The organism is Streptacidiphilus sp. EB103A (genome assembly GCF_041261405.1).
Taxonomy (GTDB): Bacteria; Actinomycetota; Actinomycetes; order Streptomycetales; family Streptomycetaceae; genus Streptacidiphilus.
The window spans coordinates 37,249-52,870 of sequence record NZ_JBGCAQ010000012.1 but is presented as its reverse complement, the minus strand read 5'-3'; the positions used below and the strand labels follow the sequence as shown (position 1 = coordinate 52,870).

The 15,622-nt window shown below is 72.4% G+C and carries 14 protein-coding genes; 10 read left to right on the top strand and 4 right to left on the bottom strand.

The features are described from left to right. Nucleotides 1–2 precede the first annotated feature (2 nt). Genes ABH941_RS20550 through ABH941_RS20535 form a run of 4 tightly spaced genes read left to right on the top strand, consistent with a single transcriptional unit; the run spans nucleotide 3 to nucleotide 2,624 of the window. Nucleotides 3–641, top strand: a complete 639-nt coding sequence (locus tag ABH941_RS20550; RefSeq protein ID WP_370130874.1) for an AIM24 family protein — start codon at nucleotides 3–5, stop codon at nucleotides 639–641. After that, the gene (locus tag ABH941_RS20545) at nucleotides 642–1,289 is read left to right on the top strand and encodes an AIM24 family protein (protein ID WP_370130873.1); all 648 of its coding nucleotides are present in this window, start codon (nucleotides 642–644) and stop codon (nucleotides 1,287–1,289) included. Then, entirely contained in the window at nucleotides 1,286–2,053 is a 768-nt protein-coding gene (locus ABH941_RS20540; protein WP_370130872.1) for an AIM24 family protein, read from the top strand. Before ABH941_RS20545 ends, ABH941_RS20540 begins: the two co-directional genes overlap by 4 nt. A gap of 52 nt (nucleotides 2,054–2,105) precedes the next feature. Beyond that, complete coding sequence (locus ABH941_RS20535) at nucleotides 2,106–2,624, top strand: MarR family winged helix-turn-helix transcriptional regulator (RefSeq protein ID WP_370130871.1); 519 nt, start codon at nucleotides 2,106–2,108, stop codon at nucleotides 2,622–2,624. Nucleotides 2,625–2,639: 15 nt separating this feature from the next. Here the strand turns inward: ABH941_RS20535 and meaB are convergent, their stop codons facing one another. Beyond that, a complete protein-coding gene (gene meaB / locus ABH941_RS20530) occupies nucleotides 2,640–3,584 on the bottom strand; it encodes a methylmalonyl Co-A mutase-associated GTPase MeaB (protein WP_370130870.1) in 945 nt (314 codons plus the stop codon). Between the two features lie 48 nt (nucleotides 3,585–3,632). Beyond that, a complete protein-coding gene (locus tag ABH941_RS20525; protein WP_370130869.1) occupies nucleotides 3,633–4,811 on the bottom strand; it encodes an acetyl-CoA C-acetyltransferase in 1,179 nt (392 codons plus the stop codon). Between the two features lie 195 nt (nucleotides 4,812–5,006). Between ABH941_RS20525 and mce the strand changes: the two genes are divergently transcribed. The 3 genes from mce (at nucleotide 5,007) to ABH941_RS20510 (ending at nucleotide 10,923) form a co-directional block, all read left to right on the top strand. Continuing rightward, on the top strand, nucleotides 5,007–5,438 hold the full coding sequence (mce, locus tag ABH941_RS20520; protein ID WP_370130868.1) for a methylmalonyl-CoA epimerase: 432 nt from the start codon (nucleotides 5,007–5,009) through the stop codon (nucleotides 5,436–5,438). Nucleotides 5,439–5,703: 265 nt separating this feature from the next. Further along, nucleotides 5,704–9,876 carry a hypothetical protein gene (locus tag ABH941_RS20515; protein ID WP_370130867.1) on the top strand — a complete coding sequence of 1,391 codons (4,173 nt, stop codon included), beginning with the start codon at nucleotides 5,704–5,706 and terminating at the stop codon, nucleotides 9,874–9,876. A gap of 111 nt (nucleotides 9,877–9,987) precedes the next feature. After that, entirely contained in the window at nucleotides 9,988–10,923 is a 936-nt protein-coding gene (locus ABH941_RS20510; RefSeq protein WP_030257186.1) for a cellulose-binding protein, read from the top strand. A gap of 199 nt (nucleotides 10,924–11,122) precedes the next feature. Here ABH941_RS20510 and ABH941_RS20505 read toward each other — a convergent pair whose 3' ends face one another. Beyond that, nucleotides 11,123–11,926 (bottom strand): alpha/beta fold hydrolase, encoded by an 804-nt coding sequence (locus tag ABH941_RS20505; RefSeq protein ID WP_370130866.1) that lies wholly within the window; start codon nucleotides 11,924–11,926, stop codon nucleotides 11,123–11,125. A 129-nt stretch (nucleotides 11,927–12,055) separates the two neighbouring features. On the opposite strand from ABH941_RS20505, the gene ABH941_RS20500 reads away from it, so the two are divergent. Together ABH941_RS20500 and ABH941_RS20495 are read left to right on the top strand one after the other, a co-directional pair. Next, the gene (locus tag ABH941_RS20500) at nucleotides 12,056–13,009 is read left to right on the top strand and encodes an ABC transporter ATP-binding protein (RefSeq protein WP_370130865.1); all 954 of its coding nucleotides are present in this window, start codon (nucleotides 12,056–12,058) and stop codon (nucleotides 13,007–13,009) included. 1 nt (nucleotide 13,010) lies between these two features. Then, entirely contained in the window at nucleotides 13,011–13,778 is a 768-nt protein-coding gene (locus tag ABH941_RS20495; protein ID WP_370130864.1) for an ABC transporter permease, read from the top strand. 16 nt (nucleotides 13,779–13,794) lie between these two features. Here the strand turns inward: ABH941_RS20495 and ABH941_RS20490 are convergent, their stop codons facing one another. After that, nucleotides 13,795–14,133: an ATP/GTP-binding protein gene (locus ABH941_RS20490; protein ID WP_370130863.1), complete on the bottom strand. Its 339-nt coding sequence runs from the start codon at nucleotides 14,131–14,133 to the stop codon at nucleotides 13,795–13,797. Nucleotides 14,134–14,501: 368 nt separating this feature from the next. Between ABH941_RS20490 and ABH941_RS20485 the strand changes: the two genes are divergently transcribed. Further along, nucleotides 14,502–15,596 (top strand): LLM class flavin-dependent oxidoreductase, encoded by a 1,095-nt coding sequence (locus tag ABH941_RS20485; protein ID WP_370131026.1) that lies wholly within the window; start codon nucleotides 14,502–14,504, stop codon nucleotides 15,594–15,596. Nucleotides 15,597–15,622 lie beyond the last annotated feature (26 nt).

Below are 15,622 nucleotides of genomic sequence, written 5' to 3'. Positions count from 1 at the left end.
CCGTGGCTCAGTTTCGAATGCAGGGCTCACGCGTGCTCGCGGTGGATCTCGCCGGCGACAGCGTGAAGGCCCGTAACGGCTCGATGGTCGCCTACGACGGCCAGATGACCTTCAAACGGATGACCGGCGGCGGGGAGGGTCTGCGCGGCCTGGTCACCCGTCGGATCACCGGCGAGAAGATGACCGTGATGGAGGTCCAGGGCCAGGGCACCTGCTGGTTCGCCGAACGCGCCACCGAGATCAACCTGGTCCGGCTCTCCGGCGAGCGGCTGCACGTCGAGGCGAGCAATCTGCTCTGCACCGAGGCGACGCTGCGCACCGGCACCGAGTTCACCGGGCTGCGCGGCGCCTCCGAGGGCCACGGTCTTTTCACCACCAAGGTGGAGGGCCAGGGCTGGGCCGCCGTCACCTCCGACGGCCCCGCCGTCATCCTGCGGGTCGCCCCCGGCCTGCCGCTGCGGGTCGACCCCGGCGCGTACGTCGCGCACACCGGCAACCTCAAGCAGAGCTTCCGCACCGACGTCACCTGGCGCGCCCTGGTCGGCGAGACCGGCGGCGAGAGCTTCCAGATCGAGTTCGAGGGCGACGGACTGGTCTACGTCCAGCCCTCCGAGCGCCGGACCTTCGCAGGTGACGCCTAAATGTTCACCCAGATCAACAGCAAGATGGTGGAGGCCGCGGTCGTCCCCGGCCAGCGCCTCTTCAGCCAGCGCGGCGCGATGCTCGCCTACCGCGGCAACGTCACCTTCACCCCCGACATCATGGGCGGCCAGGGCGGCATCGGCTCCATGCTCGGCCGCCGCCTCGCCAACGAGGACACCCCGCTGATGACGGTCGAGGGCAGCGGCAGCGCGATGTTCGGCCACGGCGGCCACCACATCCATGTGATCCAGCTCTCCGGCGACACCCTCTATGTGGAGGCAGACCGGCTGCTGGTGTTCGAGGGATCGCTGCAGCAGTCCACCATGTTCATGGGCTCCCAGGGCGGGCTGCGCGGCATCATCCGCGGCCAGGCCACCGGTCAGGGCCTGTTCACCACCACCCTCACCGGCCACGGCGCCGCGGCGGTGCTCGCCCACGGCGGGGTCTTCGAGATCCCGATCACCCCCAACCACCCCGTGCACGTCGATCCGCAGGCCTATGTCGCCCACCGCGGCGAGGTGCAGAGCAGGGTCAGCACCTCCATCGGCTGGCGCGAGGCGGTCGGCCGGGGCTCCGGCGAAGCCTTCCAGCTCGAACTGACCGGCAACGGAACGGTCTTCGTCCAGGCCAGCGAGGAGAAGCTGTGAACACCGGCACCGGCCCCGTCGTCTGGGACCCCTCGACGCTCCCCGCCGACGACAACGTCAACCCCTACGCCTTCTCCGTCGCCCTCAACGGCCGCTGGTTCCTGCAGAAGGGGAAGATGGTCGCCTACTACGGCAACATCACCTTCCACCCCATCGGCTACGGCCCGCTCGACTCGCTGATCTCCAGCAGCTTCCACTCCCCCACCCACGCCGCCGACTGGGTGGTCGCCGAGGGCCAGGGCCACATGATCCTGGCGGACCGGGCCTACGACGTGAACTCGTACGACCTGGAGGAGGGCAACCTGACGGTGCGCTCCGGCAATCTGCTCGCCTACGCGCCGACTCTCGCGCTGAAGCAGTCGATCATTCCCGGGTTCCTGACCCTGATCGGCACGGGCAGGTTCGTCGCCGCCTCCAACGGGCCCGTCCACTTCGTGGAGCCACCCGTTCGGGTGGACCCGCAGGCCCTCGTCGGCTGGGCCGACTGCCCTTCCCCCTGCCATCACTACGACCACGCCTATATGCGCGGAGTCCTCGGCGGGGTGCGCCGGCTCACCGGTATCGGCGGCGCCTCCGGCGAGGAGCACCAGTTCGAGTTCGTGGGCGCCGGCCAGGTCCTGCTCCAGTCCACAGAGGTGCTGATGGCCGAACTGGCCACCGGCCTGGTGGCGGACGAACCCGGCATCCCCGGCGGCGCGGTCCCGCAGCAGGCCGGCCAGCTGCCGCCGGGTCTGGGCGCGCTGGGCCGGCAGTTGGGCTTCTGACCCGTACTAAAAATTAGTACAACATTCAACATCCACAGGTATCATTTCTTCCATGGACACCAGCGCGAGAACGGCACTGTCTCCGGCTCCGTCTCCGCCCGACGCGGACGGAACCCTCTGGCTCAACGCCGAGGAGCAGCGGCTGTGGCGCGCCCATCTGGAGGTCGGCCGGCTCCTCGCCTACCAGATGGAGCGCGGGCTCCAGCCGTTCGGCCTGGCCATCAACGACTACACCATCCTGGTCGAGCTCTCCGAGGCCCCCGAGCGCCGCATGCGGATGACGGACCTGGCGGTGGCGACGCTCCAGTCCAAGAGCCGCCTCTCGCACCAGATCACCCGCATGGAGGCGGCCGGCCTGGTCACCCGAGAGGGCTGCCCGGGCGACCGGCGCGGGCTCTACGCGGTGCTGACCGAGCACGGCTGGGAGACGATGCGTCAGGTCGCTCCGCACCATGTCCGGAGCGTGCGCGAGCACTTCATCGACCGGCTCGAACCGGAGCAGATCTCGTCCATGTACGAGTCGCTGGCGCCCATCGCGGACCATCTGCGCGGGCTGCGCGGACGCGGCTGACGTTCCATCAGGCGGTCAGAGCCGGGTGATCCCGGCGATCAGCTCGTCCGCGGCCGTGTAGGGATCCGACTGACCGTCAGCGACCTTCTGGGCCAGGGCCGGTAGCCGCTGGTCGCCGTGCAGGTGGTCGAAGCGGCGGCGCAGCGCGGTCAGCGCGATGGACTCGATCTCCTGGGCGGCGCGGCGCTGCCTGCGGAGGGCGAGTTCGCCGTGCTCGTCCATCCAGGCGCGGTGCTTCTCCAGGGCGTCGACCAGTTCGTCGATGCCCTCGCCCCGGGCGGCGACGGTCTTCACCACCGGCGGCTGCCAGGCGCGGGGCTCGCCGAGGCCGAGCATGTGCCGCAGCTCACGGGCGGTCGCGTCGGCGCCGTCGCGGTCGGCCTTGTTGACCACGTAGACGTCGCCGATCTCCAGGATCCCGGCCTTGGCGGCCTGGATCCCGTCCCCCATTCCGGGGGCCAGCAGCACGACGGTGGTGTCGGCCTGGGCCGCGATCTCCACCTCCGACTGCCCGACGCCCACGGTCTCCACCAGGACCACGTCGCATCCGGCGGCGTCCAGCACCCTGATGGCCTGCGGGGCCGCCCAGGCCAGCCCGCCCAGATGGCCCCGGGTGGCCATCGAGCGGATGTAGACCTCGGGGTCGGTGGCGTGGTCCTGCATCCGCACCCGGTCACCCAGCAGGGCGCCGCCGGAGAACGGCGACGAGGGGTCGACGGCGAGCACGCCGACCCTCCGTCCCAGCTTCCGGTAGGCGCTGACCAGGGCCGACGTGGAGGTCGACTTGCCGACTCCCGGCGATCCCGTCAGTCCGACCACATAGGCGTTCCCGGTCAGCGGCGCCAACGCCGCCATGACCTCGCGCAGCTCCGGGGCCGCGCCCTCGACCAACGAGATCAGCCGGGCGACGGCCCGGGGCCGACCCGCCCGCGCCTGCTCGACCAGTGTGCCGACGTCCATATCAGCCAATCTCCCACGGGCGTTGCCGCCTCCGCCGAAGCCGGAACCTCAGGGCACGCGCACGATCAGGGCGTCGCCCTGCCCGCCGCCACCGCACAGCGCCGCCGCGCCGACGCCGCCGCCGCGCCGCTTCAGCTCCAGGGCCAGCGAGAGCACCAGCCGCGCACCGGACATCCCGATCGGGTGACCCAGCGCGATGGCCCCGCCGTTGACGTTCACCTTGTCGAGGGAAATCCCCAGGTCCTTGACCGACTGCACGGCGACGGCGGCGAACGCCTCGTTGATCTCGACCAGGTCGAGGTCGTCGACGGTCAGCCCCTCCTTGGCCAGCGCGGCCAGGATCGCGTTGGAGGGCTGGGAGTGCAGCGAGTTGTCAGGGCCGGCCACATTGCCGTGGGCGCCGATCTCGGCGATCCAGGACAGCCCCAGCTCCTCGGCCTTGGCCTTGCTCATCACCACGACCGCGGCCGCACCGTCGGAGATCTGCGAGGCGGACCCCGCGGTGATCGTGCCGTCCTTGGTGAAGGAGGGACGCAGCTTGGCCAGCGCCTCCACGGTGGTCTCCGGACGGATGCCCTCGTCGGTGCTGAAGACCACCGGCTCGCCCCGTCGCTGCGGGATCTCCACCGGGACGATCTCCGCGTCGAACACCCCGTTCTTCGCCGCGGCGGCAGCCAGCTGGTGCGAGCGCGCGGCGATGGCGTCCTGGGAGGCCCGGTCGATGCCGAGGCGGCCGTTGTGGTTCTCGGTGGACTCGCCCATGGGGATGGACTCGAAGGCGTCGGTGAGGCCGTCGTAGGCCATCGCGTCGAGCAGCTCGATCGCGCCGTACTTGTAGCCCTCGCGGGACTTGGGCAGCAGATGCGGCGCGTTGGTCATGGACTCCTGGCCGCCGGCCACCACGATGTCGAACTCGCCCGCGCGGATCAGCTGGTCGGCCAGGGCGATGGCGTCCAGCCCGGAGAGGCAGACCTTGTTGACGGTCAGGGCCGGGACGCTCATCGGGATCCCGGCCTTGACCGCGGCCTGACGGGCGGGCATCTGGCCGGCGCCGGCCTGCAGCACCTGGCCCATGATCACGTACTGGACCTGGCCGCCGGTGATCCCGGCCCGGGAGAGCGCCTCCTTGATGGCGAAGCCGCCCAGGTCCGCTCCGGAGAAGCCCTTCAGCGAGCCGAGCAGGCGGCCCATGGGGGTGCGCGCGCCCGCGACGATCACGTTGGTCATTTTCGTAGCCCCTTTGCTGCGATGAGGGTCTGAACGCAACGCTGCCACGTCTCTGCGATCCAGGGTTTGAGCCCAAGATACTGACGCGTAACGCCTTCGTCACGGCTGACGCAGTGTGATCACGCGCACGGTTAACGCGGGTTTACCCGAGGGCGCGAAATACGCTTCATTAGAAGCGACCCCCAGGAGGACATCGTGCTCACTCGGATCGATCACATCGGTATCGCCTGCTTCGACTTGGACAAGACTGTGGAGTTCTATCGGGCCACCTACGGGTTCGAGGTCTTCCACAGCGAGGTCAACGAGGAGCAGGGGGTGCGCGAGGCCATGCTCAAGATCAACGACACCGGCGACGGCGGCGCCTCGTACCTGCAACTGCTGGAGCCCACCCGGGAGGACTCCGCGGTGGGGAAGTGGCTGGCGAAGAACGGCGAGGGCGTGCACCACGTCGCCTTCGGGACGGCGGACGTCGACGCCGACGCCGCGGACATCCGTGGAAAGGGCGTACGGGTGCTCTACGACGAACCGCGGATCGGCTCGATGGGCTCACGTATCACCTTCCTGCACCCCAAGGACTGCGGAGGTGTGCTGACGGAACTGGTCACGTCCAAGCAGACCCACGAGTAACCTGAAAAGCCACCCGTACCCCCCTGCGCATCAGGCCCGTGACATGAGAAAATACGGCGGTGCCCGGGCAGCGGGGGCGTGGGTGGACGAGGGTGAGCGGGGTCCCCGGGATCTGTCACCATGTCTCCCTAAGGCACGATGACATCAAGGAGCTCACCCGGACGGCCGATGGGGTCGCGGGGTGGCGACCCGACCAGGAGACGGATGGGACCGCGGAGTGCGGGGCTACGAGGTTGACGATCAGCTCTCCAAGTTCGAAGCCAAGATGGACCGGCTTCAGACCGAGCGGGAGAAGGCCGTCACGCATGCCGAGGACCTCGCCTACCAGGTGGAGGTCCTTCGGGCGAAGCTGCACGAGTCACGTCGGCAGCTCGCTCAGCCGCGCGCGTTCGACTCCGTGGCCGGGCAGGCCGAACAGATCCTGCGGAACGCCGAGATGCAGGCGGAGCAGCTCCGGGCCGACGCCGAGCGGATGCGTCTGGAGGCGCAGAACGCCACCCAGCGGGTGATGGCGGAGGCCGCCGAGCGCAGCGCCCGGGTGCAGGCCGAGTGGGCCGCCGAGGCCGAGAACCGGCGCCGCCAGCTGGAGCAGGAGCTCGCCGAGCTGCGCCGCAACGCCGAGCGCCATGTGAACGAGAACGTCTCCTGGGCGGAACAGACCCGGGTGGGGACCGAGGAGCAGGCCCGCCGGGTGCTGGAGGAGGCCCGGGTCGAGGCCGAACGGCTGCTGGCGTCGGCGCGGGCCGAGGCGATGGCGGTGTCCGAGCAGGCGACCTCGCAGGTAGCGGCGGACGTGCAGTCCACCAGGGCCGAGGCCGACCAGGTGCTGCTGCGGGCCAGGACCGAGGCCGAGCGGCTGCTCGGCGCTGCGGCCGCGCAGGCCCAGGACGCGACCCAGCGGGCCGAGAGCGTCAAGCAGTCGGCCCAGAGCGAGGCCGGCCACCAGTTGCAGGCCGCGCACAGCGAGATCGAGACGCTGCGCCTGGAGGCGGAGCGGTACCGGCGCGAGGCGGAGGAGCTGCGGTCGGCGGCGGAGGCCGCGGCCGAGCAGCTGCAGGCGGACGCGGAGGCGGCGGCCGAGCGGCGGCTGTCCGAGGTCGAGGCGTCCAGCGAGCAGCGGACGGCCACGGCCAAGACCGAGGTGGCCCGGATGGTGGCGACCGCCACCCGGGAGGCCGAGCAGCTCAGGGCGGACGCCGAGCGGCTGATGGAGGAGGCGCGGGCCGAGGTCGAGCGCTTCACCGCGGAGGCCGAGGAGGCCGCCGAGGCGCTGCGGCGCGAGGCGGAGGAGTCGGGGCGCACCGAGGGCGCCGCGAGCGCGACGGTGCACCTGGCCAAGGCCGCCAGGACCGCCGAGGACGTGCTCAGCCGGGCCACCCGCGAGGCCGAGGAGACCACGTCCAGCGCCGCCGAGGAGGCGGAGCGGATCCGCACCGAGGCGCGGGCCGAGGTGGAGCGGCTGCGGGCGGAGAGCCGGGCCGCGGCCGAGCAGGCGCACGGCAGCGTCATAGAAGAGATCCAGGCGCACCAGGACGCGGCAGCGGAGATGCGCGCGGAGGCCGAGACGCACCGCGCCGAGGCGGCCGCGGAGGCCGAGAAGGTGCGCGGCGAGGCGCGGCGGCAGGCCATCACCCAGATCGAGGAGGCCGCTCGCACCGCCGAGGAGCTGCTGGTCCGGGCCAAGGCGGACGCGGACGAGCTGCGCGGCGGCGCGGCCGTGGAGCTGGCGAAGCTGCGCGAGCGGGCCAATGAGCAGGCCCAGGAGGTGCAGGGCCGAGCCGAGGCGGTGCTGGCCCGGGCCAGGGCCGAGGCCGAGCGGCTGCGGACCACGGCGCAGCAGGAGCTGGACGAGGCCGCGGCGGCGCTGGAGCGGGAACGGGAACGGATCCTGGAGGCGGCCGAGCAGGCCGCCCGGGAGCGTGCCGAGCAGGCCGAGGAGGCGGCGAACCGGGTCGCCATGCAGGTCGAGCGGGAGCGCGGCGAGCTGCTGGCCGCGGCCGCGCAGGAGCGGGACCAGCTGCTGGCCGCCGCCGAACAGCTGGCGCGGGAGCGGGCCGAGGAGGCCGCCGCCGCGGCGGCCGCGCTGCAGGAGCAGTCCCGCGAGGAGCACGCCAGGGCCTCCGAGGAGGCCGAGCGGCTCGCCGAGGAGTCGCGCCAGGCGTACGCGGACGCGGCCGAGGAGCTGGAGCGCCGCAAGGTCCGGGCCGAGGAGGACGAGGCCGCGGCGGCCGAGGCGCTGGCCGAGGCCAGGGCCGAGCGCGAGCGGCTGCTCGCCGCGGTCGAGACCGAGCTGGCCGCGCTGCGGGCGGACTCGGCGGCGCAGGCCGAGGCCGAATACGCCGAGGCGCAGCGGCACCGCGGCGACGCGGAGCAGTTGCAGGCGGAGGCCGCGGCGGCGCTGGCCGCCGCGGGGGTCGACGCCGAGCGGATCCGGGTCGAGGCCGCCGAGACCGCGGCGCAGGGCGAGCGGGAGCGCGGTGAGCTGCTGGGCGCCGCCCAGGCGGACGCCGAACGGATGCTGGCCGAGGCCGTCGCCGAGAGCGAGGGCGTGCGTTCCGCCGCCGAGTCCGAGGCGCGGCGGCAGGGCGAGGAGATCGAACGGCTGCGGGCCGAGGTCGCCCGGGCGGCCGCGGAGGGCGAGGCGGAACGGGCCGAACTGCTGGGCGCCGCACAGGCGGAGGCCGAGCGGCTGCGGACCGAGGCGCTTGAGGCCGCGGTCCTGGGCGAGGCCGAGCGGGCCGAACTGCTGGGCGCCGCACAGGCGGAGGCCGAGCGGCTGCGGACCGAGGCGGCGGCGGCCGCGGCACGGGGCGAGGCGGAGCGGTCCGGACTGCTGGCGGAGATCGCCGAGGCCGGGGCGCAGGCCGAGCGGGAGCGGGAGGCGCTGCGCGCCGATGTCGAGCGCGAGGCGCGCCAGGTACGGGAGTTGGCGACCGGCGAGGCCGCCAGGATGCGCGCCGAGGCCGAGCAGGCGGCCGCCGCCGCGGTCGCGGCGGCCGAGGACGAGGCCGCCCAGGTACGGCAGTCCGTGGCCGGCATGTACGAGGCCGCCGAGAACCAGACCACACAGCTGCGCGCCACCGCCGAGCGGGAGACCGCCGAGCTGCGCGAGCAGGCCGCCGCCGACGCCGCGCGACTGCGCGCCGAGGCAGCGGCCGAGCTGGCGCAGGCGCAGGCGGACGGCGCGGAACTGCGTGCGACCGCGGAAGCGGAGCGGGAGCATCTGGGGCAGGCTGCGCAGGCGGAGCGGGAGCGGCTGGACCAGGCCGCTGAGGCCGAGCGGCAGCAGCTGCTCCAGGACGCCGCGGCGATCAAGGCCGCCGGCCGGGCCGAGATGGCCCGGATCATCGACGAAGCACAGGCCCTGGCCGAGTCGGTGACCGGCGACGCCGAGACCGCCGCGCTGGCGACCACCGCCGCCGCCGAGGAGCAGGCCGACGCCATGGTGTCCGCCGCCCGCAAGGAGGCCGAGCGCCTGGCCGCCGAGGGCGCCGCGGAGGGCGCGGCGCTGGTCGAGCGGGCCCGCGCGGACGCGGACGTGATGCTGGTGGAGGCCCGCAGGGACGCCACCGCCATACGGGAACGCGCCGAGGAGCTGCGGGACCGCACCGACGCCGAGACCACCGCGCTGCACGAACGGGCCCGCAAGGAGTCCGCCGAGGCCATGCGGGCCGCCGGGGAGCGCGTGGACAAGCTGGTCACCGCCGCCACCGAACAGGTCGACGACGCCCAGCAGCGGGCCGCCAAGGCCCTCGCCGAGGCGCAGTCCCGGGCGGCCAAGCTGGTCACGGACGCCGAGGAGCGGGCCGGAGAACTTGTCGCCGCCGCCGAGCGGGAGGCTGCGGAGACGCAGTCCGACGCCTCGACGGAGGCGAGCAAGGTCCGTCTGGCAGCCGTCCGCAAGGCGGAGGCGCTGCTGAAGGAGGCGGAGCAGAAGCTCGCCGGGTCCACCGCCACGGCGGAGGCCCGCGAGGCCGAGGCCGCAGAGCACCTGGCCACGGCCAGGACCGAGGCGGAGCAGCTGCGTGCCGCTGCCGCCGAGGCCGCTGAACGTATCCGCAAGGAGGCCGTCCAGGCCGCGCAGGAGGAGATCGCCCGGGCCCGCGAGGAGTCCGAGCAGCTCACCGACGAGGCACTGGCGGAAGCCCAGCGGATCACCGACGAGGGCCGTCGTGAACTCGACGAACTCGTCAACCGCAGGAAGGACATCAACACCGAGATCGCCCGGGTGCAGGATGTCCTGCAGGCCCTGGAGTCCTTCGAGGCTCCGTCAGGGACCGGGGCGGGCAAGAGCAACGGGGGAAGCACCAACGGGTCCGACGGGGGCAGTCGGGGTGGCGGCCGGGGCGCGTCCCCGGCGGGGGTCGGCGCGGGCGCGACCCGGGCGGGGTCAACCCGTCTGGGGGACAAACACAGAGACGCCGCACCACCCGATTGAGCGGACATTCTCCACTCTTCATGGGCTTTCAGCCGATGACACACCGAATCCGTGCCAGGATTCGCCTATTCACCTCACACCTCACCGGGCATACGACAGGAACTCCACCCCATGAGCGATCCACACTCTCCGCACGGCTTCGACACCGTGCGCCGCGGGTACGAGCGTGCTCAGGTCGACGAGCGCATCAGCAAGCTGGTCGCAGACCGGGACAGCGCCCTCGCCCGCATCACCGCACTCGAGAAGCGCATCGAGGAGCTTCACCTCGAAACGCAGAACGCGCAGGCCCAGGTCACCGACTCGGAGCCGTCGTACGCGGGTCTCGGCGCACGCGTCGAGAAGATCCTGCGCCTGGCCGAGGAGGAGGCGAAGGACCTGCGCGAGGAGGCCCGTCGCGCCGCCGAGCAGCACCGCGAGCTCGCCGAGGCCGCCGCGCAGCAGGTCCGCAGCGAGGCCGAGACCTACGCCAAGGACCGCAAGGCCAAGGCCGAGGACGAGGGCCAGCGCATCGTCGACAAGGCGAAGACCGACTCCACCCAGCTGCGCGCCGAGGCCACCAAGGACGCGCAGAACAAGCGCGAGGAGGCCGACGCCCTCTTCGAGGAGACCCGCGCCAAGGCGGCCCAGGCCGCCGCGGACTTCGAGACCAACCTGGCCAAGCGCCGCGAGCAGTCGGAGCGTGACCTGGCTGCCCGTCAGGCCAAGGCCGAGAAGCGCCTCGCGGAGATCGAGCACCGCGCGGAGCAGCTCCGTCTTGAGGCGGAGAAGCTGCGGACGGACGCCGAGCGTCGTGCGCGTCAGACCGTCGAGACGGCCCAGCGCCAGTCCGAGGACATCGTCGCGGACGCCAACGCCAAGGCCGACCGCATCCGCAGCGAGTCCGAGCGCGAGCTGGCCGCCCTGACGAACCGTCGGGACAGCATCAACGCCCAGCTCACCAACGTCCGCGAGATGCTGGCCACCCTCACGGGTGCGGCCGTCGCCGCAGCCACGCTGCCCGACGACGACTCGCTGACCCGCGGGGTCCCCGCCCAGCAGTCGCGGTAACCCGCGCGAAGGCCCGGTCCACCCTCTTTTTTTGGGGGGTGCGGACCGGGCCTTTGTCTGCGGGCCGTAGGGGGCTGGTCGCGCAGTTCCCGGCGCCCCTGGGTAGGTGCAACTTACCCACTGCGGGTCAGTTGCAGCCCCCTAGGGGCGCGGGGCTCTGCTTGCTGAAAGGCGCGCGCGACAAGCCCCCCACAGACCGTCAGCCGAAGTCCTCCACCCGCGCCAGCAGCCCCCGCACCGCCCAGTTGAAGGCGTCCGGGGCCTCAATGTTCGGGAGGTGTCCGACCGCCGGAAGGACCGTCAGCACAACGTCCGGCAGCACCGCCGCCATCGCCTCGGCGTCGCTCGGCGGAGTGATCGCGTCCTCCTCCCCCACCAGTACCAGGGCCGGCACCCGCACCTCGGCCAGGACGTCCAGCGAACCCGGGCGGGACGCCATCGCGCGCTGGGCCCAGGCCACCGCCCGCGGCGAGGCTTCCTCGACCATGCCGCGCAGCCTCTCGGTCAGCCGCGGCCGCTCCCGCACCGAGGTCGCCCCGAGCAGCGGAGAGGGCACCTGCTCGTCCAGCAGCAGCTGCACGCTGTCCCTGGCGAGCACCGCCGCCGCGACCCGCTCGCGGCTGGCCCGGGCCTGGTCGGTGTCCGGGGTGGCCTTGGTGTCGGCGAGCAGCAGCCCGGACAGCCGGCCGGGGTGACGGCGGGCCAGCGCCATCGCGACATAGCCGCCCATCGACAGGCCGCCGACGACCGCCTTCTCGATCCCGGCCTGATCCAGCAGCAGGGCCACGTCGTCGGCCAGCAGGTCCAGCGAGGGCTCGTCCTCGCCCAGTTCGGTGCCGCCGAACCCGCGCAGGTCCACGGCGAGGACCCGGGCCCCGGAGCCGTCGACCCCGGGCAGCTCGTCCAACTGCTCCCGCCACATCCGGGAGGACAGCGGAAAGGCGTGCAGCAGTACGAGAGGGGTGCCGTGGCCGGCCTCACGTACGGAGATGCGATCGGTCATGCGGGAAGCCTATGCGCGACGGGTGCGGATGGCAGGGAGCGACCGGTCGGCCCTATCGATCGGCATCTTGATCTGAATTGTCCTAGTCTGACGCAGAGTGACCAGGTGTGGGCGGAGTGAGGAGCGCGGATGATCGAGGTCCATGAGCTGACCAAACGCTACGGCGACAAGCTCGCCGTGGACGGGCTCAGCTTCCAGGTCCCCCAGGGCGTGGTCACCGGCTTTCTCGGCCCCAACGGCGCCGGCAAGTCCACCACCATGCGGATGATGCTGGACCTGGACCGCCCCACCAGCGGCAGCGTCACCATCGACGGACGGGCCTACCATCAGCTGCACCGGCCGCTGAACCACATCGGCGCGCTGCTGGAGGCCAAGGCCGTGCACCCGGGCCGCACCGCCTACAACCACCTGCTGTGGATGGCCAGGAGCAACCGCATCCCGGCCGCGCGGGTCGACGAGGTGCTCGGCATGGTGGGGCTGCGCGAGGTCGCCAGGCGCAAGTCCGGCGGCTTCTCGCTGGGCATGGGCCAGCGGCTGGGCATCGCCGCCGCGCTGCTCGGGAACCCCAGGATCCTGCTGTTCGACGAGCCGGTCAACGGCCTCGACCCGGAGGGCATCCTCTGGGTCCGCAATCTGATGAAGTCGCTGGCCGGGGAGGGCCGCACGGTCTTCGTCTCCTCGCACCTGATGAGCGAGATGGCGCTGACGGCGGATCACCTGGTGGTCATCGGCCAGGGCCGACTGCTCGCCAACCTGTCGATGGACGACTTCATCGACCAGAACTCGCACGGTTTCGTCCGGGTCCGCACCCCGCAGCCGGAGACGCTGCTGGACGCGCTGGCGAGCGCGGGCATCACCCCCAGGGCCGTCGCCGACGGCGGTTTCGAGGTCGTCGACGGCGATCCGGCCAGGATCGGCGACCTGGCCCGTGACCACGGCATCGCCCTGCACGAACTGAGCCCCCAGCGGGCGTCGCTGGAGGAGGCCTTCATGCAGATGACCGCGGACTCGGTCGAGTACCGGACCGGCCCCGACGGCTCCGACGCCCTCGACGGCCCCGTCCTGAACTGGAAGGCGAGCTGAGATGGGTGACTTCAGTGCGGTCCTGTTCTCCGAGTGGACCAAGGTCAGGACGGTCAGGTCCACCTGGATCACGCTGCTGGTGGCCTTCGTGGTGACGGTCGGCCTGGGCGCGCTGATCTGCGCGGTCACCAACAGCCAGTGGAGCCACATGTCCCAGGGCGACCGGCTGACCTTCGACGCCACCTCCACAAGCTTCTCCGGCGTCTACCTGGGCCAGCTGGCCGTCATCGTGTTCGCGGTGCTGGTCGTCGGCAACGAGTACAGCAGCGGGATGATCCGGGCCACCCTGGCCGCCGTCCCGCAGCGGGCCACCCTGCTGCTCGCCAAGACCGCGGTGGTGCTGCTGCTGGTGCTGCCGGTCGCCGTGGTGACCAGCTTCGTCACCTTCCTGCTGGGCCAGGCCCTGCTCGGCGACCACGGCGTCTCGATCGGCGCCACCCATGTGCTGCGCGCAGTCATCGGGATGGCGCTCTACATGACCCTGATCGCGCTGCTCTCCCTCGGCGTGGGCTTCATGCTGCGCAAGCCGGTGCTCTCGCTGGGGCTGCTGATGCCGTTCTTCTTCCTGATCTCGCCGATCCTGGCCAACGTGCCCAAGGTCAAGAACGTCGCCCACTACTTCCCCGACACGGCCGGCTCGCAGATGGCCCGCGTGGTGAGCAGCACCTCGGTCTCCTACGGCCCGCTGGCCGGCTTCTTCATCTGCCTGGCCTGGGCCGCGGCCTGCCTGCTCGGCGGCTACGCCCTGCTCAAGCGGCGGGACGCCTGACGGTCCGGGCCCCCGGCTAGTACCGCGGCGCGTTGCGGCCGCGCTGGACGGCCGCCGAGCGGCGTTCGCGGGCGTTCCAGCAGGCGCGGTGCCAGTGCCTGCGGTCGTCCACGCCGGCCGTACCGCTCACCGAGGTCAGCGGCCAGACCACGAGGTGGCCGACGCCGGGCGGGATCTCCTGGTCGCAGCCGGGGCAGCGGTAGGACTTGCCGCTGTCCCCGGCCACCGGGCGCACCTGCCAGTCCTCGCCGCCGTAACTATCGGTCTGGCCCAGGGCCCAGCCCAGCCCACTGAAGCCGCCCGAACGCGGTTCCGGTTGCTCACTCCTCCGGGGGCGACTTCGGCGCGGTGACACGGGACTCCCTGGGTAGACGGTGGAAACTGGACCCCTCAAGGGGACCGGTGAAAACCAACGATAGCGTCCCGAATTCCCCTTTAGCACAAGATCTCTCGCAGATCCAGGGTGCGACCCCATTTCCACCCGTTATCGGGCTCGCAGCCCCGAATCCGCGTGCCAGCGGCACATGACATGAGTTACTCCAGAGGGAGATGCGGGACCGAAGTTCCCCGCGGGACCTAGGAGCTGATTCCCTCATGCCCAGCAGGACCAGAACCCTCCGCGCCGCCGTGGCCAAGACCGACCCCACGCCGGACCTCGAAGCCCGGGTCCGGATGCCGCGCCAGCGCACCGCCCCCGCCGCGGTCCGCGGCGGTCCGGGCCCGATCCGCACCGGCGCCTTCCTGCTCGCCGCGCAGTTCCCCGGCCAGGGCCATGCCGAGGCGCTGGACCGCGCCGTCTCGGCCGCGGTCGCCGCCGAGCACGCCGGGCTGGACAGCGTCTGGCTCGCCGAGCACCACTTCGTGCCCTACGGCGTCTGCCCTTCGGCCACCACACTCGCCGCCCTGCTGCTCGGCCGCACCCGCAGGATCCGGGTCGGCACCGCGGTGAGCGTCCTGCCGACGCAGCACCCGGTGGCGCTCGGCGAGCAGGCCGCGCTGCTGCACCTCACCTCCGGCGGCCGGTTCACGCTCGGCGTGGGCCGCGGCGGACCCTGGGTGGACCTGGACGTCTTCGGCGCCGGCGCGGAGGCCTACGAGAGCGGCTTCACCGAGTCGCTGGACCTGCTGCTGCGCTGGCTGCGCTCGGCCAGGGTGGGCGCCTCGGGCCCCCGCTACAACTTCCCCGAGGTCGCCGTCGTGCCGAGGGCCACCGAGCAGCCGCTGCCGTTCCCCTCCCTCGGCGGGGCCCGCGGCCCGGAGTACGCCGGCCTGCGCCCCCGGTCCGGCGGCGACGGACCGCCGGTCACGGTGGCCTGCACCTCGCTGGGCACGGTCCGGCTGGCCGCCGAGCGCGGCCTGCCGATGCTGCTGGGGATGCACTCCGGCGACGACGACAAGGCCGCCATGGTCGCCGCCTACCGCAGGGCCGCGCGCGAGGCGGGGCGTACGCCGGAGCAGATCGAGCGGATCGAGGCCGAGCACATGGCGGCCGGCGTGGCCCAGATCGAGGACACCGGCGCCGAGGCGCGCCGGGTGCTGCTCAAGTCGATGCCGGGCTGGCTGCACTACGGCCTGTCCGCGCACCGCACGGTGGACGGCCGCGAGCGGCGGATGCGCGATCCGCACGAGTACACCGAGCTGCTGTGCGATCTGCACGCGGTGGGGACGCCCAGGTTCTGCGCCGACCGGCTGGCGGCCACCGCCGAGCGGACCGGGGTACGTCGCTTCGCCCTGCTCGTGGAGGGCTCCGGCGACCGGGAACTGACGCTGCGCAATGTCGAGCGGCTCGGCTCCGAGGTGCTGCCGCTGCTGGCCTGACGCGCCGGTCCGCCGACTTCCGGGGG